This window comes from Rhodothermales bacterium (assembly GCA_017643395.1).
Taxonomy (GTDB): Bacteria; Bacteroidota; Rhodothermia; order Rhodothermales; family UBA10348; genus JABDJZ01.
The window spans coordinates 495,382-520,813 of the sequence record JAEPNP010000002.1 but is presented as its reverse complement, the minus strand read 5'-3'; the positions used below and the strand labels follow the sequence as shown (position 1 = coordinate 520,813).

At 63.9% G+C, this 25,432-nt stretch carries 29 protein-coding genes; 10 read left to right on the top strand and 19 right to left on the bottom strand.

What is annotated here, in order from left to right:
* Positions 1–9: 9 nt before the first annotated feature.
* From JJ896_10490 to JJ896_10480, 3 genes are read right to left on the bottom strand one after another with little or no spacing between them, the layout of a single operon-like run.
* Complete coding sequence (locus JJ896_10490) at positions 10–2,280, bottom strand: T9SS type A sorting domain-containing protein (protein ID MBO6780069.1); 2,271 nt, start codon at positions 2,278–2,280, stop codon at positions 10–12.
* Positions 2,256–3,233, bottom strand: coding sequence for a DUF288 domain-containing protein (locus JJ896_10485; GenBank protein MBO6780068.1), 978 nt, complete (start codon positions 3,231–3,233; stop codon positions 2,256–2,258). Before JJ896_10485 ends, JJ896_10490 begins: the two co-directional genes overlap by 25 nt.
* Entirely contained in the window at positions 3,230–4,339 is a 1,110-nt protein-coding gene (locus JJ896_10480) for a glycosyltransferase family 4 protein (GenBank protein ID MBO6780067.1), read from the bottom strand. The genes JJ896_10485 and JJ896_10480 overlap by 4 nt, the downstream gene beginning before the upstream one ends.
* A 46-nt stretch (positions 4,340–4,385) precedes the next feature.
* Here JJ896_10480 and JJ896_10475 point away from each other — a divergent pair, with 46 nt between their 5' ends.
* A complete protein-coding gene (locus JJ896_10475) occupies positions 4,386–5,846 on the top strand; it encodes an O-antigen ligase family protein (protein ID MBO6780066.1) in 1,461 nt (486 codons plus the stop codon).
* Here JJ896_10475 and JJ896_10470 read toward each other — a convergent pair.
* Entirely contained in the window at positions 5,827–6,576 is a 750-nt protein-coding gene (locus tag JJ896_10470; GenBank protein ID MBO6780065.1) for a class I SAM-dependent methyltransferase, read from the bottom strand. The two genes, JJ896_10475 and JJ896_10470, sit on opposite strands and share 20 nt — an antisense overlap.
* Before the next feature lie 294 nt (positions 6,577–6,870).
* Here JJ896_10470 and JJ896_10465 point away from each other — a divergent pair, with 294 nt between their 5' ends.
* Both JJ896_10465 and JJ896_10460 read left to right on the top strand, forming a co-directional pair.
* Positions 6,871–7,953, top strand: coding sequence for a YncE family protein (locus JJ896_10465; GenBank protein MBO6780064.1), 1,083 nt, complete (start codon positions 6,871–6,873; stop codon positions 7,951–7,953).
* Positions 7,950–9,722 (top strand): VCBS repeat-containing protein, encoded by a 1,773-nt coding sequence (locus tag JJ896_10460; protein ID MBO6780063.1) that lies wholly within the window; start codon positions 7,950–7,952, stop codon positions 9,720–9,722. The genes JJ896_10465 and JJ896_10460 overlap by 4 nt, the downstream gene beginning before the upstream one ends.
* Positions 9,723–9,728: 6 nt before the next feature.
* On the opposite strand, the gene JJ896_10455 is transcribed toward JJ896_10460, so the two are convergent.
* Genes JJ896_10455 through JJ896_10445 form a run of 3 tightly spaced genes read right to left on the bottom strand, consistent with a single transcriptional unit; the run spans position 9,729 to position 10,696 of the window.
* Positions 9,729–9,995: a Txe/YoeB family addiction module toxin gene (locus JJ896_10455; GenBank protein ID MBO6780062.1), complete on the bottom strand. Its 267-nt coding sequence runs from the start codon at positions 9,993–9,995 to the stop codon at positions 9,729–9,731.
* Positions 9,992–10,291 carry a type II toxin-antitoxin system Phd/YefM family antitoxin gene (locus tag JJ896_10450; GenBank protein MBO6780061.1) on the bottom strand — a complete coding sequence of 100 codons (300 nt, stop codon included), beginning with the start codon at positions 10,289–10,291 and terminating at the stop codon, positions 9,992–9,994. Before JJ896_10450 ends, JJ896_10455 begins: the two co-directional genes overlap by 4 nt.
* A gap of 57 nt (positions 10,292–10,348) precedes the next feature.
* Complete coding sequence (locus tag JJ896_10445) at positions 10,349–10,696, bottom strand: hypothetical protein (GenBank protein ID MBO6780060.1); 348 nt, start codon at positions 10,694–10,696, stop codon at positions 10,349–10,351.
* Positions 10,697–10,778: 82 nt separating this feature from the next.
* Between JJ896_10445 and JJ896_10440 the strand changes: the two genes are divergently transcribed.
* On the top strand, positions 10,779–12,296 hold the full coding sequence (locus JJ896_10440; protein ID MBO6780059.1) for a Ppx/GppA family phosphatase: 1,518 nt from the start codon (positions 10,779–10,781) through the stop codon (positions 12,294–12,296).
* An 81-nt stretch (positions 12,297–12,377) separates the two neighbouring features.
* Here JJ896_10440 and JJ896_10435 read toward each other — a convergent pair whose 3' ends face one another.
* Positions 12,378–13,106, bottom strand: coding sequence for a LytTR family transcriptional regulator (locus JJ896_10435; GenBank protein ID MBO6780058.1), 729 nt, complete (start codon positions 13,104–13,106; stop codon positions 12,378–12,380).
* 140 nt (positions 13,107–13,246) lie between these two features.
* On the opposite strand from JJ896_10435, the gene JJ896_10430 reads away from it, so the two are divergent.
* Positions 13,247–13,588, top strand: coding sequence for a MotA/TolQ/ExbB proton channel family protein (locus JJ896_10430; protein ID MBO6780057.1), 342 nt, complete (start codon positions 13,247–13,249; stop codon positions 13,586–13,588).
* Here JJ896_10430 and JJ896_10425 read toward each other — a convergent pair whose 3' ends face one another.
* Together JJ896_10425 and JJ896_10420 are read right to left on the bottom strand one after the other, a co-directional pair.
* Positions 13,589–14,251 (bottom strand): SDR family NAD(P)-dependent oxidoreductase, encoded by a 663-nt coding sequence (locus JJ896_10425; protein ID MBO6780056.1) that lies wholly within the window; start codon positions 14,249–14,251, stop codon positions 13,589–13,591.
* Between the two features lie 44 nt (positions 14,252–14,295).
* Positions 14,296–14,505 (bottom strand): hypothetical protein, encoded by a 210-nt coding sequence (locus JJ896_10420; GenBank protein ID MBO6780055.1) that lies wholly within the window; start codon positions 14,503–14,505, stop codon positions 14,296–14,298.
* A 118-nt stretch (positions 14,506–14,623) separates the two neighbouring features.
* On the opposite strand from JJ896_10420, the gene JJ896_10415 reads away from it, so the two are divergent.
* The 3 genes from JJ896_10415 to JJ896_10405 are packed head-to-tail and all read left to right on the top strand — an operon-like array spanning position 14,624 to position 18,929.
* Positions 14,624–15,058 carry a hypothetical protein gene (locus JJ896_10415; protein MBO6780054.1) on the top strand — a complete coding sequence of 145 codons (435 nt, stop codon included), beginning with the start codon at positions 14,624–14,626 and terminating at the stop codon, positions 15,056–15,058.
* Positions 15,055–16,995, top strand: a complete 1,941-nt coding sequence (locus JJ896_10410; protein MBO6780053.1) for a PQQ-binding-like beta-propeller repeat protein — start codon at positions 15,055–15,057, stop codon at positions 16,993–16,995. The genes JJ896_10415 and JJ896_10410 overlap by 4 nt, the downstream gene beginning before the upstream one ends.
* Positions 16,996–17,024: 29 nt before the next feature.
* Positions 17,025–18,929, top strand: coding sequence for a fumarylacetoacetate hydrolase family protein (locus tag JJ896_10405; protein ID MBO6780052.1), 1,905 nt, complete (start codon positions 17,025–17,027; stop codon positions 18,927–18,929).
* A 4-nt stretch (positions 18,930–18,933) separates the two neighbouring features.
* Here JJ896_10405 and JJ896_10400 read toward each other — a convergent pair whose 3' ends face one another.
* Complete coding sequence (locus tag JJ896_10400; protein ID MBO6780051.1) at positions 18,934–19,260, bottom strand: hypothetical protein; 327 nt, start codon at positions 19,258–19,260, stop codon at positions 18,934–18,936.
* Between the two features lie 64 nt (positions 19,261–19,324).
* Complete coding sequence (locus tag JJ896_10395) at positions 19,325–19,591, bottom strand: hypothetical protein (protein ID MBO6780050.1); 267 nt, start codon at positions 19,589–19,591, stop codon at positions 19,325–19,327.
* A 147-nt stretch (positions 19,592–19,738) separates the two neighbouring features.
* Between JJ896_10395 and JJ896_10390 the strand changes: the two genes are divergently transcribed.
* Positions 19,739–19,996 carry a type II toxin-antitoxin system VapC family toxin gene (locus JJ896_10390; GenBank protein ID MBO6780049.1) on the top strand — a complete coding sequence of 86 codons (258 nt, stop codon included), beginning with the start codon at positions 19,739–19,741 and terminating at the stop codon, positions 19,994–19,996.
* 1 nt (position 19,997) lies between these two features.
* Positions 19,998–20,219, top strand: a complete 222-nt coding sequence (locus tag JJ896_10385) for a type II toxin-antitoxin system Phd/YefM family antitoxin (GenBank protein ID MBO6780048.1) — start codon at positions 19,998–20,000, stop codon at positions 20,217–20,219.
* A gap of 8 nt (positions 20,220–20,227) precedes the next feature.
* Here JJ896_10385 and JJ896_10380 read toward each other — a convergent pair whose 3' ends face one another.
* The 7 genes from JJ896_10380 to JJ896_10350 all read right to left on the bottom strand — a co-directional run bounded on the left by JJ896_10380 (position 20,228) and on the right by JJ896_10350 (position 25,420).
* Entirely contained in the window at positions 20,228–20,545 is a 318-nt protein-coding gene (locus JJ896_10380; protein MBO6780047.1) for a type II toxin-antitoxin system RelE/ParE family toxin, read from the bottom strand.
* Positions 20,517–20,759 carry an addiction module protein gene (locus JJ896_10375; protein ID MBO6780046.1) on the bottom strand — a complete coding sequence of 81 codons (243 nt, stop codon included), beginning with the start codon at positions 20,757–20,759 and terminating at the stop codon, positions 20,517–20,519. Before JJ896_10375 ends, JJ896_10380 begins: the two co-directional genes overlap by 29 nt.
* A gap of 120 nt (positions 20,760–20,879) precedes the next feature.
* Complete coding sequence (locus JJ896_10370; GenBank protein ID MBO6780045.1) at positions 20,880–21,689, bottom strand: hypothetical protein; 810 nt, start codon at positions 21,687–21,689, stop codon at positions 20,880–20,882.
* Positions 21,690–21,755: 66 nt separating this feature from the next.
* The gene (locus JJ896_10365) at positions 21,756–22,163 is read right to left on the bottom strand and encodes a DUF3465 domain-containing protein (GenBank protein ID MBO6780044.1); all 408 of its coding nucleotides are present in this window, start codon (positions 22,161–22,163) and stop codon (positions 21,756–21,758) included.
* Positions 22,163–22,831, bottom strand: coding sequence for a phosphatase PAP2 family protein (locus tag JJ896_10360; GenBank protein ID MBO6780043.1), 669 nt, complete (start codon positions 22,829–22,831; stop codon positions 22,163–22,165). The genes JJ896_10365 and JJ896_10360 overlap by 1 nt, the downstream gene beginning before the upstream one ends.
* Positions 22,824–24,416: an ATP-dependent DNA ligase gene (locus tag JJ896_10355; GenBank protein ID MBO6780042.1), complete on the bottom strand. Its 1,593-nt coding sequence runs from the start codon at positions 24,414–24,416 to the stop codon at positions 22,824–22,826. Before JJ896_10355 ends, JJ896_10360 begins: the two co-directional genes overlap by 8 nt.
* Positions 24,413–25,420, bottom strand: coding sequence for a ligase-associated DNA damage response exonuclease (locus JJ896_10350; protein ID MBO6780041.1), 1,008 nt, complete (start codon positions 25,418–25,420; stop codon positions 24,413–24,415). The genes JJ896_10355 and JJ896_10350 overlap by 4 nt, the downstream gene beginning before the upstream one ends.
* Between the last annotated feature and the right edge of the window lie 12 nt (positions 25,421–25,432).

Sequence of the window (25,432 nt, the reverse complement as noted above, 5' to 3'; positions counted from 1 at the left end):
GTGCAACACCTAACGAATGATCACCACCGTCCGGGAAAGCGTAACCCCCTCCGCTCGCAGTCGAAGCAGGTAGGTCCCCCCAGGCAGATTCGGCCGATGCACCACCGTGTGCATGCCCGCACCAAACGTGCCCCTTTCGAGCGTGCGAACCGTGCGCCCCAGCGTGTCTATCAGTTCAAGGCTTATCGGTCCCGGCACGGACAGGCCGAAGTCGACGCTCAAGCGGCTGCTGGCCGGATTCGGGTACGGAGGCAGCAGAATGGGCCTCGGCGCTCCCACCACGTCAGGTGCCAGTCTCAGCAGCATCGATCCGCCGCCCGGCGGCACTGCCAGGCCGGCCTCGGGAACAGCCCACTCAAGGCCGGATCCAGGCGTGACCAGTGCGACCATGCCAGGCGGCACTCCTCGCACGAACAGGCGCTCCGCGTCTACCGGCAGGCGCACCTCAAACCCTGGCCACGCACCAACGGCGATCCTGGAGACCCAGTCGGACCATCCGACAGGTCGTACGGCCAGTTGCTCCGGCTGCCACGGATTGGGTGGCAGCGGCGCCAAGGCGTCCGCCCAGGGGGTCGCGTCCAGGTGCATCTCGGCGGTCGTGTGTCCGGCTTCCAGGACCACCACGCTACTCGACGATCGAACTCCGGGCACAGGTCCGGAAAGGTGCGGAATCAGAAGTTCGGACGTTCCCTCGCCATTGTACCAGGCATAGCCCTCGCCGGGCACGAGCCTTCGAACCGGTTGCCAGATACCGTCCCGATAAGCGAGGAGCGAGCCGGCCGTTCCGGACGCCTCCAGGACGCGCAGCCAGTCCACGGTGATATCGAACGGATTGCCGACGTAGTTCCAGCCGGCCGTGACCGGGTGCCTGAAAAACAGTCCGTCCAGCGGCACCTGTGCGGCAGAGTCGGCACGGAGTCCATCGCCCGAATACCAGAAGGCCTCGGCAGGCGAGGACGTGCCCACGGGCTCACCTGACAGGGGATCCTCGGCTAGCGAGCCCGGCAGCTCGGTACCGGTGCCGGGCAGTGCGCGCAGCCCCGGCGTGGAGCCGGCGCCAAGCAGACGGACCCGGGCCCAGTCGGCACGCGCGATGCCGAGCACCGGCTCCGAAAACGGCGAGGAGTTGCCGGTCGAATCACCGGCGGCGACCTGATAGGTTCGGGCATCGCCGGGCTCGACGGCTTCCTCAAACACGTGCAGGGGGGGCGGGATGGCCGTGGTATCGCTGACGCCTGTGGCGAGCGAGCGGGCGACGACCAGGTAGCGCTCCAGATCCGGCGCACTGGCCGGTTGCCACGTGAGACGCACCCGTGCGCCTTCGGCGTTCGCAACGGTGACGGAAGGGGTGGACGGGGCGGTCCGGTCTGCACGTTGTGCCTGCGCGAAGGCTGGTTCTCCGAGATTGCCCGAGGCATCGAAGGGAGTCAACCGGTAGATGTAGAACACCCGCTCGGCAGCGGTGGTGTCCAAATAGACAGTGACGGGTCCCAGCTGCGCCAGCGGGGTAGCCTGATCCGGCCGCGTGTCACGATCCAGCAAATAGCCGGCGTGGTCGGCAGCCTCCGACGCCTGCCAGGCAAGGCGGATGCCTGAAGGCTCGTCGATCGCCTCAAAACCGCGGGGCTTGCCCGGCGCCACAAGATCCGGTAGCACCGCCTGCACCGTGTCGGAGAACAGGCTCCGGTTTCCTGAGAAGTCGACCGTACGCACCGCATACCGATACTCAACGCCGATGGCGGCCAGGGAGTCCAGTATCTGGGGTTCCGAACTCTCGAGATGGGCACGCAAGGGATCGCCCGCTTGCCCCCTGAACACCTCGTAGCCGTTTACATCCCGATCTTCGGGGCCCACCCAGCGGAGAAACAGGCCGCGTTCGCTGCCTTCGGTCTGCAGGGAGTCCGGTGGCCCGGGCGGCAGCGTGTCCAGAAAGCGCGCGGACACGCTGTCCGAGAAAGGTCCGGCCCTCGCGAAAAAGTCGATGGACCGGATGCGGTACCAGTAGGACACACCGCCCACCGCGCTGGTGTCGAAGTAGGACTTCTGAACCTCCGGGACACGAATGACGGGGAAGTAGAGCGAATCCCCGTCACGTCTCCGGAAAATCCGGTAACTCTCGACCCGAGGTGTCGGGCTGGCCTCCCATTCCAGGTAGATGCCCCCATCGCCGCCCAGCGCCACAAACCGGGCGGGGGGCTCGGGGTTGAAGAAGGAAGCAGCGGCCGCCAGCACGGCGACAACCGCAATCCCCGGCACTATCCGGTGAGATCGCCGAGCCACGCTTCGAGGCGGGTGATCTCCTCGGTCTGCACGATGTCCGCCGTATGCAACGCTTCGTATACCCGGTGCAGGTTGTCGGCGACCGAGAAGGAACTGCTTGCTGTGGACCGCGCAATATCGAAGGCCTGCTCACCGTGCAGATACATGGGCACTTCGGAGCGGAAGTCCGCCATGTAGTCGTGCGGATTTCTGACCTGGCGCACGGTGGCGTCCAGGAATCCGAGTTGCAGACCGGCGGCCCAAAGGATGGGCTGCGCCACGATGCCCCGCAAGATGTCCGTGAAACGGAAGGTCACCGTCGAGGGAAGGTACAGGAGAGGAAAGGCCTCCGGACGGAATGCCGTGTTCTGGGAATTGAACGGGCACATGGCGCCGGATTCCAGCACGACGGGACCGGCTTTGGCAAAGGTCACCGGAGTGTCGTCCGTGAGTCGGTATACGGCATCCACGTCTGGATCCTCATCCGCGAGCCCCTGCCAGATGCCCACATTGCAGGGGCTCTCGGCAGAGGTTTCCGGCGGAGTCTGGAGCGACTCCGTGATCAGGGACAGCGGGAAACCGCGCGGCCAGATGGGCGCCGTGGTGTAGCGCCGATACACGTTGACGTACCCCTGAGCGCCGATGGTCGGGTAGGCAGCGTCAAATGCCGGAAACGACCAGTCGTCATACGGAAGGTTGTCGTCGTCGGTGTCCACGATTTCAGTGGCTCCGCGCCGCACGGCCGTCAGGTAGGCGATGAGCTTGCGGCAATAGTGATTGAATGGCAGTAGCGAGGCCAGCCGGAAGCCGCTGTCGAGCTGCGTCTGCACATCGAGAAACTCCGCCCCGGCGCACTCCCAGGTGTCCGGGCTCTTGCGGTCGCCGGCTACGATAAGCGCGTGTGAGTCCCTGCCTGCGAAGAGTCTCACCGCTTCAGTCGGCGGGAAGATGCTGGTAATGGCGATGAATCTCATTGACTGTCAATCACGTCGATCATGGTGCGAACGGTGCCGCCCCAGGTGTACTCCCGCAGGCATCGTGTTCGGGCGCGCCTGCCCATCTGGTACAGGCGAGCACGATCGGCAAAGGCATGCAGCAGGGTCTGGGCCAACGCCTCCGGGGTCTCTGCCGGAGGGGCCCAGCCGAACCGGCCTCCACCGCTCAACTCGGGAAAGCTGTTTCGGTTTAGTCCCACGATGGGCATGCCGCAGGCCATGGCCTCGAGATACACGAGACCCCACGGCTCATTTGTGGCGGGAAGCAGAAAAAGGTGATGGGTCTCGAACAGGCGCTGCAGCTCCTCGAACGGCACGAAGCCAAGGGTCGTCATCCCCTGCGTAGGCGGAAGTTGGAGGCCATCCTCGCACCCTACCAGGGTCAGTTCGAGCTCTGGATCCTGTTCGCGTGCCAACCGAAACGCCTGAACCGCGAGCGGCCCTCCCTTATCAAAAAACCGGCCCTTCGCCGTGAACAGGATCCGCTTTCGGGTGCCGTCCTTCTCTCCGTGAAAGGGCTTCACCAGACCAAGCCCTGTGCCGACCGCGGTTACCTTCTCCGGTGCCAGTCCGTAGTGGTTGATCAGGTCTTCGCGCACGTACTCGGCGATGGGGAAAACGTGCGCGGCCTGCTCATAGGCCTGACGTTCAAGCCGCTCGGCGCTTTCAACCAGGCGGGGATGGAAGTGAGCCATGTCTGTGGCACCCGCCTTCCAGAGATTCCAGGTCGCATCGCAAAACAGGTAGTGATGCTGACCTTGCGGCGCCCGGCGGAACGGGAGGGTCAGCGACCCCATGTGGATGGTGTGACTGCTTCCTGAAGCGGCGGTCGCGCGAGCGCATCGCGCGGCGGCCCGGAGGCGTCTGAGCGGGTGGCGCTGAAAATCGTAACGGCCAAAAAGGGGCGCCGAGAGGCCGGCGAGCAGGGCTTTTTCCAACCGCCCCGGTTCGACGTCAAAGGCCTGTTGGAGCCGGTTCGCCTCCTGCAGCTCGCGAGTGATGTGGGCGGGAGTACCCGACCACGTGCGCGGACTTCTGGGATCCCCCAGGGCACAGAGATTTATGGTGCGAACGCTTTCTGACATGGTACGTTAGGGGCCCGACTCCCTAGGTACCCCTGTCCCGAGCGACTTGCCCAACGAAGTTCTCGTCAACACAACGCGCCGCATCGCCGATCCGCGATGGGTGGTGCCACGACTCGGTCGGTTGGCACTGGCGGGGGGGCTGTCGCTGGGCCTGCTGATCATCGTTTTCCTCGTCTGGTCCGGCCCAACGCTCCTGCCCTACCTGGCGGGTCTGATGCTGGCTGGGGCGCTCGGGTGGTACTGGTTCCAGCGCCCGCTGCTGAACCTGTTCACGCTGATCGTCAGCTTCATCGTGATCATGGGGTACGAGGACGGCACCCAGTCGAGTGAGGTGTTGTGGGGTCTGTACTATCTGGCGTTCCTGGGCCACTGGTTTCTCACGAGGGGATTCCTGTACCAGGAGGGCGTGATCGAAGGGCGCATGGCGCGCGTCCTGCTGGTGTTTCTGATCCTAGCCACCGCTTCGGTCGGACTGACCTGGCTGTTCGGCGGCAGCATCCGATTTTATATCGGAGAGTGGCTGAGCCTGTCCTTTTTCGCCCTGTACTTCCCGGTTCGGGAGGCGGTGCAGCGACACCGGTACGGACTGACCGTCGTGCTCGCTGCGATGATGCTGGTGATCACCTATGTCCTGCTGCGCAACTTCGTCAATTACCAGCAGATCCTGATCCAGGCCAACTATGCCTGGCAGGTCACCACCGGTCGCACGGTTGTCAATGCGTCGTTGTTGCTGATCCCGCTGTTCGGGGCCCTGCTGCTCTATCTGCACACGAAGGACACGCGCGAAAAGTGGTTCTCGGCGGCCGTATTCGCCATCAACCTCGCCGGCCTCGTTCTGTCGCAGACCCGTGGCTACTGGATCGCGTTCGCTGCGGCCAGCGCGGTGTTGATGCTGGTCCTTCCGGGACGCCAGCGTCGGCAACTGATCTCAACCGGGATGATTTCGCTGATCGGTCTGGTCGGCGTAGCCTACCTCGTGCTTGGCGATGTCTTTGTGCTCGTGGCCACCGGCATCCTGGACCGGGTGCTTTCGATCGGGTCTGCGGCCACCGAAGACATCTCGCTGGTGAACCGATGGCGCGAAACAGCGGTCGTCATGGAGCTCGTGAAGCAGAATCCGATTCTCGGCTACGGGATGGGTTTCCAGTTCGGATTCTGGGACCTGAGCTACCTGCCGCCCTTCACCCACGTTACCTCCTTCCTGCACAACGCCTACGTGGGCCTGTTCTTCAAATTCGGCCTGTGGGGATTCCTCATGGTGGTGTACGTCTGGGGTGCAGCAATGCGGTCCGGCGTGCGCAGCTATCGCAGTTCGGCCCTTCCCATGCGGCGCCGCGTGTTTGCGCTGGCAGGCTTTTCGGTGCTCGCGGCCTACGCCGTGGCAGCCATCACATCGAACCCCCTGTACGTGAATGATTCCATGTTCATGATTGGATGCACGATGGGGGTTCTCGGAGGCATCGAGGCGGTGAGGGAGCGTGGTGAGGTCACGCAGGCTGCCGCATGACAACGAGAATCTGATCCCTGGCTGTGAGCCAGATGGGAGGATAGAGCGCCATCCCGGGGTACTGATCCAGGTCGTACTCTCCCATGCCTCGTTTGCGGAGCCAGACAGAAAAGTGGGGTGAAGCACGATAGAGCAGGTTCTTGGCGACTTCCGCCACTCGCTTCGTGAGCGAAGCTTCACCTGCGTGGGAAAAAGGAATCACTTCTTCGAGCAGGAGACCGGACGCCGATGCCGCGTTGGCGCTCCATTTCGGGCTGATGAAGCAGAGGTGCTCGGCCAGAGCCGAGTACCAATAGGCCGCGCCCATGACCTGCCAGCTTGGAGCGTCCAGATTGCCGCTGCTCAGGATCAGCCGGCCGCCGGGATTGAGGTGGTTCGCAAGGGATCTGACGAACGCCAATGGGTCATGCACATGCTCGATCACGTCGAAAGCCGTGATGGCGTCGAATCGTGCATGCTCGGGCAGGTCGGCTGCCGTGGCCCCCAGAATGGTGATGCCGGATCGCCGTGCCCTGTCCGAAGCGCCGGCGTTGATCTCTATGCCGAATGCCAGGTCGGATACGCCGAGCCAGCGCTGAAACGCACCATCGAAGCAGCCGACGTCGAGGTGAGCCGCCGAGGACGGGAGAAACGCTCGAGTGAGCACCCAGTCGGATCGCTGTTGGGGCTCGTAGGCCCACAGGGCCGGGTCGACGGTCTGGTACATTTCCGCCAGCTGCGCGCGAGTCATCACCGGGTGTCGAAACCCCAGGCTGCATGTCTTACAGCGATATAGATGTCCGCCAGGCACCACCTCTTCGCTGAACAAGCCCCCGAAGACATGCGTGTCCGGAATTCTGCCGAGCGATTCCGCAGCGCATGAGCAATCCGGACAGTTTGGCGAGGGGACTTCCACGTCCGACCCAATTCCGCACTGGTGGGGCGGATCCGTCTTCCTTAAAATCGCACCGGCCGCCCGTCGCCATTCCTGCATCTTTCTCCGTCTGCCCCACGTTTTCAGACGGACAACACGGCTGCCCCTGAAATGAAAGCTACCCTTACGTCTGCTCTGCTCCTGGTCTGCCTGCTGCTCGGCTGCGCGTCATCCGCACAGACCGTCACAACCGTAGTCGACACGGACTACATCTACGTGTGCAACCAGGGCGAGGCCAAGGTCACCGTGATCGACGCGGCGACCAACGAGATTGTCGATACCGTCGACCTGACCGAGCTCGGCTACCCCGAGAATGCCAAGCCGCACCACGTGGCGGTCGAGCCCGACGGTTCGTACTGGTATCTCTCGATGATCAGCGCCAATCGTGTTCTCAAGTTCAACCGCGACAACGAGGTGGTTGGCACCGCGGAATTCCAGGTACCGGGCATGTTGCAGCTCAGCGCCGGCGATGACCTCCTGTATGTGGGGCGCTCCATGAGCGCGGTCAACCCGCCGCAGAGCATCGGCGTCATCGAGCGCAGCACCATGGAAGTCGATGAGGTCGACATCTTTTTCCCCCGCCCCCACGCACTGGCCGTGACCCCGGACGGAGACTTCGTGCTTTCGGCGAGCCTTGCGGAGAACCGAATGATCGTTCTGGACCAGGAATCGGGCGATGGGGTCTTCATGGAACTGCCCGGCGAGATTCACTCCCTCGTTCAGTTCGCGATCGCTCCGGACGGGCAGTCTGCCATCGCCGGTGGTGAACTGACCAGCCGACTCTTCTTCCTGGACCTGTCCAATGCCCCTGAAGTCAGCATCCGCGGTACGATCGACGTCGGAGACCGCCCCTGGCACCCGGTGTATGCCGCGGACGGCCGTCACGCGTTCGTGCCGAACAAAGGCGCCGATGCCGTAACGGTGGTTGATACGCAGGAGATGCGCGTCGTCACGGTCATAGAGGGCCAGGGCATGGCGCAGCCCCACGGCTCCGCCCTGTCAGCGGACGGCCGTTTCCTGTACGTCTCTCAGCAGAACACGGGCGCGCCCATGGACATGTCGCCCGGGGCAACCATGGATCACTCAGGTCACGGGATGGTGACCGTGATCGACACCGCGACCAATGAGATCGTCAAGGTGTTTCACATCGGCAATCTTCCCAGCGGGGTCGGCAGCCGCGGCGTCAGCCGATGAAACGACTCGCCGCCGCTCTTCTGATTCTTGCAGGTTGCTCGGGCGGCCCGGTAGTGCTGCAGCCCGACGCTGAAGAGGCGCCCATGTGGACGCGCGATGTGGCACCGGTCACGATTCAGCGTGCCGATGGTGAAACACTGCTGCAGCCGTTCCTGGGTGGTTTCAACGTGCCTCGTCCGCAGTACGTGGACATCGACGCAGACGGAGACCTGGACCTCTTCATCCAGGAAGAGTCGGGTATGCTGCGGTTTTTTGAGCGCTCCGAGGACCGCTATGTCTGGCGTACCGACCACTACCAGAATCTGGACATCGGCGAGTGGTACCGGTTCGTTGATCTGGACCAGGACGGCGACCAGGATCTGCTGGCCGAACAGCGCTTCAGCCACATCCGCTACTTCCGAAATGAGGGCACGGCCGCATCGCCCGAATTCACGCTCGCGGTAGACACGCTGCGCACGGCAGACGGACGGCCGCTGTTCGCCGACCGGCAGAACATCCCGAATCTGGTCGACATCGACTGTGACGGCAACATCGACCTCTTCGTCGGGCTGGTCACCGGCATGATCAAGCGGTTCGAGTCCATCGGCTACGACTCCGAACGCGTGCCGCGCTTTGATCTCGTGACCGAGCGGTTTGAGGATATCGAGATCATTGGCGAACGACAGTCCAGGCATGGCGCCAATACCATGACCTTCGGTGATGTGGACGGAGACGGCGATCAGGACCTCTTCTGGGGGGACTTCTTCGAAGCCGGCGTGCTCCTCATCCGGAATCGTGGCAGCTGCGGCCAGGCGTCGATGCGCGGCGAGCCGGCGCCCTTCCCGCTCAATGACCCCATCGAGACCAGTGGCTACAATGCGCCCAGCGCCGCCGATGTGGATGGCGATGGGGACATGGACATGGCCGTCGGTGTGCTGGGAGGAGCGTTCAACGCGAATTCCACGACAGTCGAGAACCTGTACTACCTCGAGCAGACTGAGCCGGAGCGGTTCGAAACGCGTACGTCCCAGTTGATTCCGATGATCGATGTCGGCTCCGATTCGGTGCCGCGTGTGTTCGACGTGGACGGTGACGGCGATCTGGACTTCACGCTGGCCAACAAGATTGAGCCCGACGACAACAGCGCGGGCCGGGTGTATGTGTGGCGCAACGAGGGCGGCGTGTACCGTGAGGACGGCATTGTCGCGCTGGCCGACACGTTTCACCAGACGGTCGCCCCCGGAGACCTGGATGGGGACGGTGACCTGGACCTGTTGGTGGGGAAGTGGAACCGGGACATTGCCTACTTCCGGAACGACGATGGCGAATACACCTACGTCGCAGCCAAGTACATCCAGCTGACCCGGGGCTCCAACTCGTCGCCGCGCCTTGTGGACATCGATGCAGACGGAGACCTGGACCTGTTCGTGGGGGAGGCGTCCGGTACCATCAACTTCTACCGGAATGAAGGCACGACCACATCGCCCGACTTCCAGCTGGTTTCGGACGAGTACCTGGAGATCGATATCGGTCGCCGAAGCGTACCGGCATTCAGCGACTGGGACGGCGACGGCGACTTTGACCTGTTCATCGGCTCCGAACTGGACGGCATCCTGGTGTTTGAAAACTCCGGAACGCCCATGGTCCCGGAATTCACCGCGCGCGGGGCGCTCGACGTACCGACCCCGGTATTGGTGTCCCCGGAATTTGCCGACATGGACGGGGACGGGGATGAGGACCTTGTGATGGGCGGCGTGTCCGGAGGGGTGGTCTACTTTGAAAGGCGCTAGCGGCCGCTAGTAATGGTATCGCGCCTGTAGGAACTCGATCCGGTGGCCGATGACCCGATACACCAGGCGGTGCTCCTGCGTCAGCCGTCTGGACCAGACGGTGCCATCTGTGTGGCGCAGCGGCTTGGGTTTTCCGAGGCCTGAGAACGGATCCCTCAGGATTTCCTGCACCAGTTTCATCAGCCGAATCGCGGTGCGCCGATCCTTCTCAATCCACCAGGAGAGATCCTCCCGAAACTCGGGGTGAAAGACGGCCTCCCGGGCCGCGTTCACAGTCCCAGGGACTTGGCCAGATCCCCGGGGTCCTGTGCCGGGAGCTGCTCCCGGTGGGACCGTGTCAGCGCAGTGAAGAGGCGCTGTGCATTGGCTGGCGAGCGGAGGAGATGAGCCGTTTCCTGAATGCTGTCCAACTCATCGACCGGGATCAGTGCTACGCTTTCCTTTCCGCGACGGTGGATGATGACAGGCTCGCGTTCGGCGATCGCCTCGTCCCATAGCTTGGCCAGATGTGCCCTGGCATAGGTATAGGTAACGTCTTGCGGCAAAACATGTACAGGGTTTCTGGACATACCTCGAGTCCCATGGATGGTTTCCCTGTTAGAGGACCCTTGCGCCGAACCTGTAACTCAGCTCCTGAGCCTACCCGCCAGTTTCGCTGCCCGCTCTGCATCTGAGGGCTCAACCTCCAGCAGGGCCTCATCGATTCTGGCGGCGCGTCTCACCGGATCCTTTTCCTGGCGCGCTTCCCAGACCTCGTGGGTCACGATGGCCTCGAGGTTTTGAAGGCGCCGAATCAGGTCGGCGCGCTCGGACTTGAGGGAATCCACCTCCGTCTCCAGATCGCCTGTTGACTGACCGAGCTTGGCGAGCTTCTCCTTGTGCTTCAGCCACTCGCTGAACGAGCCTGCCAGAATACCCAGGATGGGAATCCAGACCCAGAAGTAGGCGAACATATACCGGAGGAGGTCTTCCATGCTTTCGGGAGGTTTGCCGCGTCTACGGCAATAGCCATTTCAGGGTTCGCCCGTAGATTGCGCGCAACCACTGCACACCCAATTGAGCAACACCCGCGTAGCCGTCGTCGACATGGGGTCCAATACGGGCCGCCTTGTGATTTTTCGGCTTCTGGATGGGGAATCGTGGTTCCTCGAGGATGAAATCCGGGAAGTGGTTCGGCTCCGCGCCGGCATGGATGAGGACGGCATGTCCAGCGCCGCGATGCACCGAGGCATCGCCGTACTTCGCCTCTTCCGGCACTTCTGCGACAGCGTGGGCGTGGACCACGTGATTGCAACGGCCACGAGCGCCGTGCGCGATGCCGCGAACGGTCCCGAATTCCTGGCCCGGGCGCACGATGCCGCCGGCTGGACCCTGCGCGTGCTGAGCCCTGCGGACGAGGCTCGATACGGGGCGCTTGGTTTGCTGGCAGAGGTCCCCATGGACGATGGGCTGGTCGTCGACATCGGCGGCGGCAGTGCCCAGGTAAGCCGTGTCGTGCAGTGCCGCTGGCAGGACGGCACCTCCTTCCCGCTGGGTGCGCTGCGACTGACCGAGGCGTTTCTGGCAGAAGACCCCCCATCGCCCGAACAGGTGGATGCGCTGCGTGCTGAAATCCGGACTCGGTTCGCCGCGTGTTCGTGGTTGACGCCCCTGACGGAGGGCCATAGACTCGCCGGCCTGGGTGGCTCGATCCGCAATCTGGGCTACATCGAACACGCGCGCCAGAACTGGCCCATGCCCACGCTTCGGGGGTTTCAGATCGAGCGCGCCCGCGTGGACGAACTCGTGAACCGGTTTCTGTCCGTGCCCCGAAACAAGCGGGCGCGCATCCCCGGCCTCAATCCGGATCGGGCCGACATTCTCCCCGCCGGCGCGATCGTGCTGCAGGAGCTGATGATGCTCCTGGAGACGGAAGTCTGCCACACGAGCGTCAATGGGCTTCGGGAGGGGCTACTCCTGGAGCACTTCTTTGCGGGGACCCCGCCGACCGGCCCGGGGTTGCGCAGTTTCTCGGTGAACAGCCTGGCACGCCGCTACAAGGTGCGCCGGGACCACGCCGACCGGGTGGCCCACCTGGCATTGCAGCTTTTTGAGGACTTCCATGCGGAAGCCGGCCTCGGCCCGGAGGAGCGCGAACTGCTGCAGGCCGCCGCCGTGCTGCATGATGTCGGCACCGTTCTCGGCTATCACGATCATCACCATCATTCACAGTCGCTGGTGGTGATGAACGGCCTGCCGGGCTTCACGGCGCGGCAGACGGCGATCATTGCGCTCCTGACGCGCTATCACCGGAAGGGAACGCCAACACCGGGGGTTTTCCGGAGGCTGCTCACCAACGAGGACCGGGTGACGCTGCGCTGGCTCGCCGCCTTTCTGCGGGTGGCAGAGTACCTGGAGCGGGGGCGCAACGGAAACGTCACCAATGTCGAGGTAGCAGACTGGGGGTCGAGAGGCATCACGCTCGTCATCACGGCGGCCGGCGATGCGTCGGTGGAGCAGTGGGACACCGAGCGACAGGCCCTGCCGTTGCTAGAGTCGCTCGTGGAGCGCAGGATCCGGCTGCTTGTCGCGTGAGCGAGACGGGGGCACCCCGCGCGATGCCGGGCAGCCTGCTCAGGCAGGCACCCCTCGCCACGCCGGGCACCCCCGGACACGCTAGGAACCCAGTGCCTCTCTGACCGCCTCCCGGTAGGTGCGTGACACCGGTATGGTCGTTCCCCTGATCTGCAGTTCGGTAGCCGAGACCACATCCACCGCGTCCCGACGCACGACAAACGAGCGGTGCACGCGCAGAAAGCCTGCGTCTTCGAGCCGGGCCGCCAGTTGTCCAAGCCGGGCCTTGGTCATGTGCTGGCCGTCGTCCGTATTGACCAGCACGTAGTCACCCGCGCTCTCCAGCCAGGCGATGCGCTCCGGCGCCAGCCGCACGGTCCGGCGGTCCACCTGAATCTCGAGCGGCTTGGCCGCCCGTTGCGAGCCCGCCAGTTCAGCCTGCAGTCCGTCCCAGTGGCCGATCAGGCGAATGCAGAGAGCGACCGCCACGACGACGTACACGCCCATGAGCAGCCCGGTACGGTCCAGTGCGGCAGGACTCATGGCGTCGATCCGGTAGCCGGCAACCATGAACTCGCCGACCACGAGACCCAGCACAAGCCAGAAGCTCAGAACCACGGTGTAGCAGGTGTACACCAGAAACTCGGTGCGATGGCCGCGCAGCAGGTAGCGGGGCAGCAGCACGCCGCCGATGGTGAGCTCGGTAGCAAAGGCTACTGCCAGGAGAGGGAGTGCGATGCGAAAGACATCGGCACCCTCGCGCCCGAAATACTGAATGTAGAAGGTGGCTGCGAGCGCCCAGAATGCGGCCCAGCCCATCGCCCGTTTCATGACCGCAAACTAGGGCTGCGGACGTCCCTCAGTGGCCTGAATCGATGAACTACGGGTGGGCGTCGGTGGATGACGCCCGCCTGGCCATCCGATTTCAGGGGCGTCGTGCTAGGTTGGGGTCATCACACTACGCGACTCCCATGTTCGAACTCATCAACACCGGCGGACCCATGTTCATGGTGCCGCTCACGCTCCTCCTACTGGCGGTAATCGGCCTCATCATCGCCGGGTTCGTAAAGCCCGACGCCCGCCGGACCGCGCTACTCCTGCACGTGGGCGTGTTCGCCGCGGTGTGGGGAATTCTTGGGCAGACGCTGGGCCTGATTTCTGCGCTGGATGCCATCGAGGCGATGGGCGGGGTCAGCCCGGCCATGCTTGCCGGAGGCTTGAAGGTCTCCTTTGTAACGACCGTGACCGGACTGTCCGTGCTTACGCTTGCGCTGGCTGGGTGGACCGCGATCCGGTATCGGAGCGGGGGGTGATCACCACGCAATCCGCCGGCCGTCCCGGAAGAATCCGCCGGTGGGCCCGAAATCCGGTAGGGTAGCACCCCACAGCACGCTTGCAGCACCACGCTCGACTGTCCGGGACGCGCCCGCGCCCCCCATGTCGGTCTGTACCCAGCCGGGGCAGATGGCATTGCATTTGACCTCGGGTGGGAGCGTGCGTGCGGCGCTGACCGTCAGGGCGTTCAGAGCTGCCTTGGTCACCGAATAGGCCATCGGTCCGCCGAGTCCATCGTCGAACGATCCCCAGCCGCTGGAAACATTGACAATGCGCCCCCAGCCCTGCGACACCATATCAGGGGCCCATGCGCGGATGCAGTGGATTGCGCCCTCAAGGTTGATGCGCACCGAGCGCTCGATGGCATCGCCGGTGACCGAGAGCAGGTCGCCACTCTCGAGGATCGCCCCGTTGTTGATCAGGATGTCCACGGGGCCGACCACCGAGCGTGCTTCCCGGATGCTCCCCGGGTCCGCGAGGTCAAGGCGCACGAACTGAACGCCAAGCTCGTCAGCTGCGGCCATACCGGCCTCCGGGTTGCGGGCGCTGAGCCAGACCTTGTGGCCGACGTCGCGGAGTTGGCGGCAGAGTTCAAAGCCAATGCCGCGGTTTGCGCCGGTGACCAGGGCTGTGCGTTTCATTTGCTACCGATAGATCTCTCTACGATGTCCCAAGTCCACGACTGTCACAACCCGGATGACGTCGACTCGATCTCCCTGACGGCCTCCTCAAACGGGATGGCATCGTCTCCAGAGGACTTGGCCTGATCGTAGGCCCTGATGTCTGCGAGTTCTTCGAACGCCTCCAGTAGCTCGGTGTAGCGATCCATCGCGATTAACACCGCGACACGATTTCCCTGATTGTCCGTCACGAACCGTTCGGTAGAGTTGTTCATCTTGCCAGCACCTTATAGAGGACGGTGCTAATCACTACGCAACACCCCACGTCTCGGCTCCCCTCTGTTCTCGATCCCGCGCTCCGTCTACATTTGGGCAGCCAACCCCTGAAGACGTTTGCGCCCTTCCCTCCGTTTGGCGGCCTTTGCGGCCGCGGCGCTCCTGCTGGCGACTCCCTCTCGCGCGCAGGACGAAGATCCCCAGCCGGTTTCCACACGTACCGGCGTATTCACGACCGAACAGGCCGATCGTGGCCTCGAGCTTTTTGAGGTGCGATGCGGGGAGTGCCACCAGCCCGCCGACTTTCAGGAGACCTTCCTGGAGTCGTGGTCCGGGCAAACGGCCGATGCGCTCTTTCGCGATATCCGAAACACGATGCCGGAAGACTCGCCGGGCAGCCTGAAGGGCAGTGAATATGCCGCGGTCATCGCGTTCCTGCTCCGATTGAACGGGCTTCCGGAGGGCGCCGAGGCGCTTCCCGCATCGACCCGCCGACTCAAGCTCGTGCTCATCGAATCCCCTCAACCCGACTCGACCGGAGGCCTGCCATGACCCGGCTTACTTCCGTTATTGCAATGTGCGTCACCATGGTCGCCGGGGCCCAGGCCCAGGCGGTGGAGTGGACGCACTGGGGCGCTGACGAAGGATCCACGCGGTATGCCCCGCTGGACCAGATCGACGCGGACAACTTCCTTGACCTGGAAGTGGCCTGGACATGGCACGCCAACAATTTTGGGCCGAACACCCAATACATTTATCGCGCCACCCCCATTTACGCCAACGGCAAACTCTACACCGTCGCAGGAGAGCGCCGAACGGTGGTTTGCCTGGATCCGGAAACCGGTGAAACGCTCTGGATGTGGCGCATGCGGGAGAATCCACGCTGGGAGGCCTCGACCCGCAAGAATTACGGCAAGGGCGTGGCCTTTGCCACGGTGGATGGCCGGGACACGATCTACCTGATCACGGCCGGCTACTACATGGTGGCGCTGGACGCCGTGACGGGGCAGCCCGTGCCGCACTTCGGCATGAACGGCATGGTGGATCTGCACCTGGGCATGGGGGACTATCCGGTCGATGCGGACCGCGGAATCCTGGACTCCGGCGACATCACCTCATCCAGTCCGCCGATCGTGGTCAACGGGGTGATCGTGGTCGGTAACTCACACGACCGCGGCTACTACCCGGACCGGAAGGAGAACGTGCCGGGACACATCCGCGGGTACGATGCACGCACAGGCATGATGAAGTGGCGCTTCAACGTGGTGCCACAGGAAGGTGAGTTCGGCAACGACACCTGGGAGGGCGACTCCTGGCGCTACACCGGCAACGTCTCGGCCTGGGCCCCGCTCAGCGCTGATTCCGAGCTCGGACTCGTCTACATCCCGACCGACACGCCCACCAACGACTACTACGGCGGCGAGCGGCTGGGACAAAACCTGTACGGAACCAGCCTCATCGCCCTGGATGTCGAGACGGGTGAGCGCCGCTGGCACTTCCAGATGGTGCATCACGACGTCTGGAACTACGACACGCCGAATGCGCCCAAATTGATGGATGTCACGGTCGATGGGGCCGTGGTGCCCATCGTCGTCCAGACCACCAAACAGGGATTTGCCTACGTGCTGAATCGCGAAACGGGCGAACCGGTCTGGCCGATGGAAGAGCGCCCCGTGCCCGCTTCCGATGCGCCGGGTGAGGTGGCGTCGCCTACGCAGCCCTTCCCGACGAAGCCGCCAGCGTTTGAGCTGCAGGGTATCACCGATGACGACCTCATCGACTTCACGCCGGAGATCAAGGAGCAGGCCCGCGAACTGGCCTCCCGCTATCGCATGGGTCCGCTGTACACGCCTCCGTCGCTGGCGGATCACGAAGACGGGACCAGCGGCACGTTTGTCGTGCCGGGCGCCAACGGGGGCGCAAACATCCCTGGCGGCTCGGCCGTTGATCCCGAGACAGGCATGCTCTACGTCGCTACTGAGCGCGGTCACAGTGTGATTGCGCTGATCCCGGGCCGGGAGCGCACCATCCGCGGGCCTTCCGAGTCGGCCTACGTCTCACTGGGCCCGGGCGGCATCCGCGGGCCGCAGGGCCTGCCTCTGCTCAGGCCGCCGTGGGGCTCGATTGTCGCGCTGAACCTGAATGACGGCACGCTGGCCTGGAGTATCCCGAATGGCGATACGCCTCAATCCGTCAAAGACCACCCTGCTCTACAGGGCGTCGATCTCCCGGTTACCGGCAAACGTAGTCACGCCAATGTGTTGGTGACGAAGTCGCTGCTGTATTACGGCGAGGGTCGCTCCGGAGACCCGGTCCTCCATGCACTCGACAAGGCGACAGGAGAGGAGGTGGCACGGCTCTCCATCCCGGCCACAACGAACACGGCGCCCATGAGCTACATGCACAACGGGCGCCAGTACATCCTGCTGTCCGTGGCAGACGCGCCGGATGTGACGGCGCGCATTGTCGCACTCGCCCTCCCCGAATAGCCGACACCCACTCAAGACCCCATCGCCCGATGAAGTCCCTCCCTGCGATTCTGCTACTTTTGGTCCTGGTGCTGCCCACTCAAGCGCAGGATGCCCGTCATTATGTGCGATTCCAGGCCGGAGAGACGCTCGCGTACGGGGAGCTGGTAGGCGAGACCGTGTACGAGCATGCCGGGTACAACGTGCTGGAGCCGGGCACGCGCACTGGGCGCACCTTCCCGGTGTCGGCGGTCAAGCTGCTGAGTCCGATCGATCCTGCCCAGGTGCCGAAAGTGATCGGCGTGGCGGTCAATACGCGCGGAGCGGGACGCACGGGTCCGGTGCCGAATCCGCGTTGGTTCGCCAAGATGCCGACCAGTCTGCGGGGTCCGGGTGATGCGGTTGAGCTGCCCGAGGAGGCCGGTAACCTGAACTACGAGGGCGAGCTGGTGCTCGTGATCGGCAAGGGCGGGCGACACATCCCGGAGGCCGACGCCATGGACCACATCTTCGGCGTGACGGTGGGCAATGATTTCAGCGAGAACACGTGGTATGGCGAGCGCGCGGGACTGGACCACCCGACGCGACTTATTTCAAAGGGCACCGACTCCTGGGCGCCCATCGGCCCGGCGATTGTGACGGGCGTGAATTACCTGGACCTGGGTGTGGAGGTGCGACTGAACGGAGAGGTTGTCCAGACCGGACGCACGACTGAGTTGGCCAACGGCGTGCCGAACCTGATTTCCTACATCAGCCGGTACATGACCCTGCAGCCCGGGGACCTGATCTTTACAGGCACGGTCGGTCGCGTGCAGGGTGCGCGCCGTGTGATGGAGCACGGTGACGAGATCGATGTGGAGATCGAGCACCTCGGCACGCTCACGAACACGATCGTCAACATGATGGACGTGGCGCACCATGCAGCGCCTTCCGTCATCCAGGCGCCGACCTCCTTTGAGGTGGATGCTTCGTGGCCCAAGCCGCTGCCCAACAACTGGATTCTGGGGCAGGCATCGGGCGTGGATGTCGATGCCGACGGCAACATCTGGGTGCTGCAGCGGCCGCTGACGCTTTCTGCGCGGGAGGCCGGACTGGTTCAGGATCCGCCGATTTCGTCGTGCTGTCGGCCAGCACCGTCTGTGATTCAGTTCTCTCCGGAGGGCGATGTGCTCCGTGCCTGGGGCGGACCGGATTCCGGAATGCGGTGGCCCCGCTCTGAGCACGGGCTGGTCGTGGATCCGGACGGCAACATCTGGATCGGCTCCAACGGTGGCGGTGACCAGGTGGTGATGAAGTTCACGCCGGATGGGAAGAAGCTGCTCCAGATCGGGGAGTGGGGCGAGACCGGAGGCTCCGACAGCCAGACCCTGCTCGGTCAGCCCGCGGACATCGCGGTCGTTGGCGGCGAGGCGTACATCGCCGACGGCTACGGGAATCGTCGTATCGTGGTGTTCGATGCAGAGACCGGCGCCTACAAGCGTCACTGGGGAGCGTATGGCGCGGAGCCCCACGATGATGATCTGCCCGCTTGGGAGCCCGGACAGGACCAGGAGTCCTTCCGCAGCCCCGTGCACGGTGTGCGCATTGCGGACGACGGCAAGGTGTACGTGGCCGACCGCGTGAACAACCGCGTCCAGGTGTTCACCAAGGACGGAGAGTTCCTGCAAGAAGGCTTCGTGGCCCCCAATACCCGGGCGATGGGCAGTGTCTGGGACATCGAGCTCTCACGCGATGCCGACCAGACCTATCTCTACGTGCCGGATGGCACCAATCAAACCGTGTGGGTGCTGCTGCGCTCGAGCCTGGAGGTGGTCGGGTCTTTTGGTCGCGGCGGCCGGCAGGCCGGACAGTTCGGCTGGTTGCACAACCTGGCGATGGACGCGCACGGGAACGTGTACACGACCGAGGTGGATCAGTACAAGAGGGTACAGAAGTTTCGGCCGGTGCGGCGGTAGGGGGTCAGGGCGTCATGAGCTGGAGTCGCCGGCCATCACTCGTTCGGAAGCGCTCGAAGCCACGGTCCATGGTGATGATTCGGGACGGAGCGAGTTCGGCCATCCGGACAAGGCAGGCGTCCGCGAATGACATCGGCGCGTCGCTGTAGCGAGCCATGAGATTGAGCACCACCGCCCGGTGATCCGCAAAGGAGAATCGGACCTCAATCTTGCCCCGTTCCAGCAGAGCGTTCAGGCGCTCACAGCCGTCATGGGTTCGTGCTCGTAGGAGGAAATGGGACTCCGAGATCACGGACTCGCAAGTGAGCAAGGGCGCTTGAAGCGAGCGCAAGGTGTGTTTGGCCCAGGTGTGGCGCTGATCCCTGTGGTCGAGAAGCGCGACAAGTGGACCGGCATCAATAAGGGTCAATATCCTCCCCGTAGCCTTCCATGTATTTCGGGTTCGTGGAGAGGTCGCCCGGCCCTTCGACCGACCCGATGAGGTCCTCGATCCCTTCGAAGAATGTGCCTTTCTGCCCATCGATCCGTTCGAGTTCGCGATCGACGAGGTCCAGCAACGCGGCCTTCGCCGAGATTCCCTGCAGCAGGGCGAGCCGCTTGATCCGCGATTTTTCTTCGGGCGTCAGACGCATACCAAACCAGACCTGGTCTTCCTTTTTCATCTCTAGAGGGGCCAAAGGCTGGTTGTGTAACGGACGTAGCAACAATGCGCCGCGTGTAGCTACGGTTCCGCGTGCACTACTCGGCCGGGGTTATGCGAAGGTCCTCACAGGGTCAGAGGTAGAAACCCGTTCGAGATTGGAAATGCGTTGTCAGCAGCGCTGAAGAGGGGCCGCCTCTCAGCCCGGCAGGTCTCCAAAGCGCTGGCCATCTTCGAGACGATCGCAATCCGGACCCCGGACATTGATCACGGAGAGGCGCTTAAACTGGCAGTCCGCGCAAGGATCTACGCATACGATGCCTACGTCCTTCAGTGCGCGCGGCAGTACAGGGCGCCACTCCTGACGCTGGATGGCAGGCAACGTGAAGTAGCCGCCGAACTGGGAATCTCACTCCTAGAGGTCTAAAATGAGAGTGTACACGTACTCAGAAGCGCGCCAGCAGCTGGCCTCGGTCCTCGATCAGGCCTCCGAAGACGGAGAGATCCGGATCAAGAGACGAGACGGTACCGAGTTCTCCCTTCGCCCGGTTGTCAGCGAGTGTTCTCCATTGGACGTCCCTGCGATCGACGCGGGCCTAACGCGAGAGGAGATTGTGGAGCTTGTGAGGGAAGGACGCGAGCGGGACTAGCATGACCTCTATGGTTCCGGTTCGGGTCCTCTCCAGTATCCCGGCATCCGACGGTGATGGGCGACGGCCAGAACCTCGACCGCATCAGAGGTAACCCGGTAGATGACGGCGTACGGGAATGCCTGGAGATTGCTTCTCCGGTAACCGGTCGCCAAGGGCACTCCAACGTTGGGGAACTCCAGGATTAGCCTGAAAGCCTGCTCGACCTGCTCAACAAAGCTGGCAGCGGCCGACCGTGAGTCTGCCAGGTACCATGCGGTAGCTGAATTCAGGTCGCGCTCAGCCTGCCGGGAGAGTCTAAGCTCCGGAGTCCCTGATTTGTGCATGTAGCCGTTCCCTCACTTCTTCCCAGGGAACGGTGGTCTCTTCGCCACGGTCAATTGCCTCGGCCCGGCGCACGGCCTCCGCCAACCATGCATCTTCGACCTTGGCCGGCTCCAAGCCCGAAAGACTCTGGACGAGCATATCGGCGAAGATGGCTCGATCGCGGTCGCTCAGGCTCAGGACCCGCTGCAGGAGAGAGATCGTGGTCGGTGTCATGGTCATTCCCTTCCTAACAGAGGGACAAGGCTGAGCTTTCGTAACAGTGTATCCCCGCCCAGGTTGCATTCACCCATCCCGGCACGTCCTCTCACATCGCGTTAACAAATCCGCGACTCCCTACGACCGCTCCCGTCCAAGCCTCCTCGGCTCCATCGCCGGCTCAGTCTCCGCATCCTCCATCTCCAGCAGGGGCTCGGCGTCGGCCTCAGCCGCCGGCAATGCCTCCCGATTCGCCGCCTGTTCAGCGTGATCCTGCATGCGCTCCACCGCCCGCCGAGCGATGTCCTCCATCTGGAGGCTACGCGTCTCAGACCAGCGAGGAAGCTGCAGGTAGCCAATGGCGGCCATGATGATGCCCCCGATGAAGAGCGGAGCCGTAACAAGGGCATCAGGATCGGCAGCACCCCGCACGGTCAAAATGAAGAGCATGAAGAGCAGGCCCATGGTACCCACCGTCACCCCGCCGAACATGAGGTCACGGGACGTCTGCTTCATGGTTCGCATGCGAAGGCGATGTTTGTCGCCGTTCGGCTCGAGCATCACATGCAGGTTACCGTTCGACCACTCCTTGAACGCGCCGTGTTCGTGGACCTTGCCTTTTGCGCGGAATGTGTGCCGGAGGTCTCCAACGAGGTCGTGCCACTGGGCCTCGGTCACGCGCCCGGGCAGATCGACGCTACGGGCCACGCCGATGTCGAGGCCAAACAAGGAAGGAGCGGGGTCTGTCCGGACCTGGGTGTGCAGCCGCTCGGCCGCCTTGCGCACGAACTCTGGTGAAAGGCCTGCTTCAGCGCCAATCTCCTGGATCTCCTCCAGCGTGAGCCCGTCGGGTGCGCCCGCACGATTCCGCGCATCGGCCTGCGCTTCGGCGGCCTGGCGGAATATTTCGGCGATGGCCTCTTCGCTGTAGCGGCGGGAGTCGGACATGACGGGAGGGAGGAGTGTGTGGTCGAGCCGTCTACGGAGATGCCCGGATTTCGATTCACGCCGGACCTACCGGTACTGCTGTCCCTCAAACTCGACCCAGCCACCCATGCGTCGCCCGTCGGGGTCGTGGTGTGTCCAGTGAATGACCCCACCGCGGTCGTTCCATTCGTATTCGCCGTGGAAGGACACAAGGTCTCCGACCTCGAGCCCGTCCAGGCGGGGAGCCAGATCGATGTTGTGGGAAACGAGCACCGTGTGACCAGAGGCCAACTCCACGATGAAGCGCTGGTGGCGCGATCCTTCGTTGTCGTCGGGCAGGGTCCGCACGACCGTGCCCTCGCCGGAAAGCCACACATCGGACTGTCCAGCCTCAAACGCCGTCTCGATGTCGCCCGGCCCGGAGGAAACCTGAACGAGGTACAGTGCCACCAGGATCAGGACGCCGAGCAGCGATATGACCGACCGGCGGGACATCACGAACGCAGCATACCGACCCGCTTCAGCAAACTCTCGCGCCCCGGTACCCCACGATCAAACCACCGGCGGTGCAGAATGCCCGACGCCCACCAGGCCCAGAAGGCCCAGGCCGTGCCCAGGACCACATCGCCCACCAGATGCCGCTTGGTAGTCAGTGTAGAGGCCGAAATAATCACGGCCGCGGCCAGGAGCGCCCAGGACCACGCGCGGCCGCGGGATCGCACGGCCAGCCACACCAGGAACGCGTTGGCGACGTGCAGGCTGGGCAACTTGTTGCCGCCTGGCTCAAAGTCCAGCGCCACCTGCCAGGCCAGGAATCGGCCCGACACGGTGTCCGCGATCTCGGGATACGGGTAGATGACCGGCACCGCCGCGTAGACCACGGCCGCCGACAGGGTCGAGACGAAGACGGCTACCAGTAGCCTGTTCAGACGATGTCCGTCCTGCACGGCGAGCACGGCAAACACGGGGATGATGTAGCAGAAGCTGTAGATCCACACCGTCCACTCCCAGAGCGGAATCGCGTGGTCGAGGCCGATGCGGAGGTCGTAGCCCGGTAGATCCGCCGTCAGGATCCCTATTCCGATAAACAGGGCAGCCCAGACCGCATACGCGACAAGCATCATGCGCAAATAGTAGCCGAGGGGCCGGACCGGACTATGCATGCGCGTTGCCCAACATCGATTCCAGATCGGCCAACGAATCGGCATCCGCAGGGCCCAGATCCCGTCGCCAGCGTGCCATGCGCGGAAATCGCACCGCGATGCCCGACTTGTGCCGTTTCGAGCGCCAGATACCCTCGAAAGCAATCTCGAACACCAGTTCCGGCTTCACGCTGCGGACCGGGCCGAATCGCTCCACCGTGTTGCGGCGCACGAAGCGATCGACCTCCCGGATTTCCTCATTCGAGAGCCCGGAGTAAGCCTTGGCAAAAGGCACAAGGGCGTCACCGTCTCGCACTGCAAAGGTGTAGTCGGTGTAGAGGCCGCTGCGTTTTCCGTGGCCGGGCTGAGCATATATGAGCACGGCGTCCACGGTGCGTGGAGCAATTTTCCATTTCCACCACAGGCCGGTGGGGCGTCCGGCTGCGTAGGGGCCATCCAGGCGTTTGAGCATCAGTCCCTCGACGCCACGGTCCCGGCTTTCGGCGCGAAACGCGGCCAGGTCGGACCAGTCCTGCCCCCGAACCACATCGGAAGTGGAAAGGTGAGGATCCGGCCAGACGCCCAGCAGCGCCTCCAACCGTGCGCGGCGGTCACTCAAAGCCACCGCACGGAGATCCTCGCCGTCTGCCTCCAGCAGGTCGTATGCCAACAGCACGACCGGCACCTCTTTGCGCAGCTTCGGGCCGACCTTCTTGCGGCCTATTCGCCGCTGCATCTGGTCAAACGGCAGCACGCCGTTATTCCAGGCCAGGAGTTCGCCGTCCAGCACGGTGCCTTCCGGTAGCCGGAACGCCGCCTCGACCACCTCGGGATAGGCGTCCGTGATCAGCTCGCCCCCACGTGACCAGATGTATACCTGTCCGCCACGAACGACAACCTGGGCCCGGATCCCGTCCCATTTCCATTCAGCCTGCCAGACAGTCACCGCCCCTAGCTCTTCCACCGGCTTCTCCAGAGCGTGTGCCAGGCAAAACGGGTATGGCCTGCTTACAGACGCATCATCCGTATTGTGGTCCACCAGCCGGTTGAAGAACTCCGCGGTCGGCTCCCAGTGGCCCATGAGCCGGTGGAGCAGCACCTCGGCCGGAATCCCGGATGCCTCGGCCAACCCTCGCACCATGAGCTTGCGCGAAACTCCCACCCGGAAGCCACCGGTGATGAGTTTGTTGAAGACAAAACGCTCGGTCCGGCCCAGCGATGCCCATAGCACCATGAGCGCCGTCTTCTGCTGATCCTCCAGCATGTTGCGCAGCGGAAGGATGCGCTCGGACATCATCCGATGCAACGCAGGAGAGTCGCCCTGGCCCTCGGCGGGCAGGAGGAGGGCCACCGTCTCCGCGAAGTCACCCACCGCGCTGTACGACTCCGCGAACAGCCAATCGGGAATCCCTGCGGCTTCGGTGGCCCAGGCGCGCAGGTCGCGGCTGCGCACAAGTCGTTTTGGCCGTTTTCCCGACAGGAAATACACGGCCCAGGCGGCGTCCTCCGGCGGCGCTACTTCGAAGTATGCACGGATGGCCGCCACCTTCTCGTTCGTCTTCGTGGTGGCGTCCAGGGCGGCGTACAGCTCGGCGAATCGCTTCACTCCTCGTCGTCCTCCGGCGTGGCGCTGAATCGCGTCGGCAGGGGCTGCGATTCCAGCCCCTGCTCCCGAAACCAGCGCGCGACAACCTCGGTGTTGCCGTGCGTCGGAAGGACGCGCTCCGCACCGGACTCAGCCACCGCATCCAGTAGCTGGGGCCAGTCCACATGATCGCTCAGTACGAACCCCCGGTCCACGCTTCGCTGTCTGCGCCGACCGCGCACCATCATCCAGCCCGAGGCAAACGCGGTAGTTGTGTCGCCGAGGCGGCGCATCCAGGGCGATCGTCCGGCACTTGGCGGCGCAATCACAAGCGAGCCCGGCTCTACCCGGCCGCTCATGACCGGCGACGTCGGTGGCAGGGCCACTCCTGCCGACCGGTACCGATCATTCATGGCCTCGACCGCCCCGTGGGTCCGGATCGGGCCGATGGAAGCATCCACGCCCGCCAGCACACGCTGCGCCTTGCCCAGGGCGTATGAAAACACCACGGCGGTCTTGCCCTCCGCCGCCGCGGCGCGCCACCATGCGTTCATCTGCGCGAACACCTCGGACGCATCCGGCCAGCGGTAGATCGGCAACCCAAATGTGCACTCGGTGATCAGAGTATGGCAGCGCACCGGTTCAAATTGTGCGCACGTCGGATCCGGGTCGGCTTTGTAGTCTCCGGTCACCACCCAGACCTCGCCGTCGCGTTCGACACGCACCACGGCCGATCCCAGAATATGCCCGGCAGGATGCAGGCTGAGTGTCACGTTGCCCATCCGCTGCGACTCCCCGTAGGCGATGCCCTCAACGGCTCCCCCGGTACGCGCCTCGACGATGGCTACACCGCGCTCTGCAGTCAGGTATGCCGCCGACCCGGGTCGAGCATGGTCCGAGTGTCCGTGCGTGATCACGGCGCGCGCAACCGGCTTCCAGGGGTCGATGTGAAAGTCGCCGGCCTCGCAGTACAGTCCGGCGGGTGATATGGTCAGCAATTCGGCCATGGAGGGCCGCTTAGACACGTGCGTCACCAA

Excerpts from the sequence above, each read along its gene's own strand:
- JJ896_10485 (MBO6780068.1), bottom strand. The coding sequence starts at position 3,233 with ATGAGATTCATCGCCATTACCAGCATCTTCCCGCCGACTGAAGCGGTG.
- JJ896_10480 (MBO6780067.1), bottom strand. The coding sequence starts at position 4,339 with ATGTCAGAAAGCGTTCGCACCATAAATCTCTGTGCCCTGGGGGATCCC.
- JJ896_10470 (MBO6780065.1), bottom strand. The coding sequence starts at position 6,576 with ATGACTCGCGCGCAGCTGGCGGAAATGTACCAGACCGTCGACCCGGCC.
- JJ896_10465 (MBO6780064.1), top strand. The coding sequence starts at position 6,871 with ATGAAAGCTACCCTTACGTCTGCTCTGCTCCTGGTCTGCCTGCTGCTC.
- JJ896_10460 (MBO6780063.1), top strand. The coding sequence starts at position 7,950 with ATGAAACGACTCGCCGCCGCTCTTCTGATTCTTGCAGGTTGCTCGGGC.
- JJ896_10450 (MBO6780061.1), bottom strand. The coding sequence starts at position 10,291 with ATGTCCAGAAACCCTGTACATGTTTTGCCGCAAGACGTTACCTATACC.
- JJ896_10445 (MBO6780060.1), bottom strand. The coding sequence starts at position 10,696 with ATGGAAGACCTCCTCCGGTATATGTTCGCCTACTTCTGGGTCTGGATT.
- JJ896_10435 (MBO6780058.1), bottom strand. The coding sequence starts at position 13,106 with ATGAAACGGGCGATGGGCTGGGCCGCATTCTGGGCGCTCGCAGCCACC.
- JJ896_10430 (MBO6780057.1), top strand. The coding sequence starts at position 13,247 with ATGTTCGAACTCATCAACACCGGCGGACCCATGTTCATGGTGCCGCTC.
- JJ896_10425 (MBO6780056.1), bottom strand. The coding sequence starts at position 14,251 with ATGAAACGCACAGCCCTGGTCACCGGCGCAAACCGCGGCATTGGCTTT.
- JJ896_10420 (MBO6780055.1), bottom strand. The coding sequence starts at position 14,505 with ATGAACAACTCTACCGAACGGTTCGTGACGGACAATCAGGGAAATCGT.
- JJ896_10410 (MBO6780053.1), top strand. The coding sequence starts at position 15,055 with ATGACCCGGCTTACTTCCGTTATTGCAATGTGCGTCACCATGGTCGCC.
- JJ896_10405 (MBO6780052.1), top strand. The coding sequence starts at position 17,025 with ATGAAGTCCCTCCCTGCGATTCTGCTACTTTTGGTCCTGGTGCTGCCC.
- JJ896_10395 (MBO6780050.1), bottom strand. The coding sequence starts at position 19,591 with ATGAAAAAGGAAGACCAGGTCTGGTTTGGTATGCGTCTGACGCCCGAA.
- JJ896_10385 (MBO6780048.1), top strand. The coding sequence starts at position 19,998 with ATGAGAGTGTACACGTACTCAGAAGCGCGCCAGCAGCTGGCCTCGGTC.
- JJ896_10380 (MBO6780047.1), bottom strand. The coding sequence starts at position 20,545 with ATGCACAAATCAGGGACTCCGGAGCTTAGACTCTCCCGGCAGGCTGAG.
- JJ896_10375 (MBO6780046.1), bottom strand. The coding sequence starts at position 20,759 with ATGACACCGACCACGATCTCTCTCCTGCAGCGGGTCCTGAGCCTGAGC.
- JJ896_10370 (MBO6780045.1), bottom strand. The coding sequence starts at position 21,689 with ATGTCCGACTCCCGCCGCTACAGCGAAGAGGCCATCGCCGAAATATTC.
- JJ896_10365 (MBO6780044.1), bottom strand. The coding sequence starts at position 22,163 with ATGTCCCGCCGGTCGGTCATATCGCTGCTCGGCGTCCTGATCCTGGTG.
- JJ896_10360 (MBO6780043.1), bottom strand. The coding sequence starts at position 22,831 with ATGCATAGTCCGGTCCGGCCCCTCGGCTACTATTTGCGCATGATGCTT.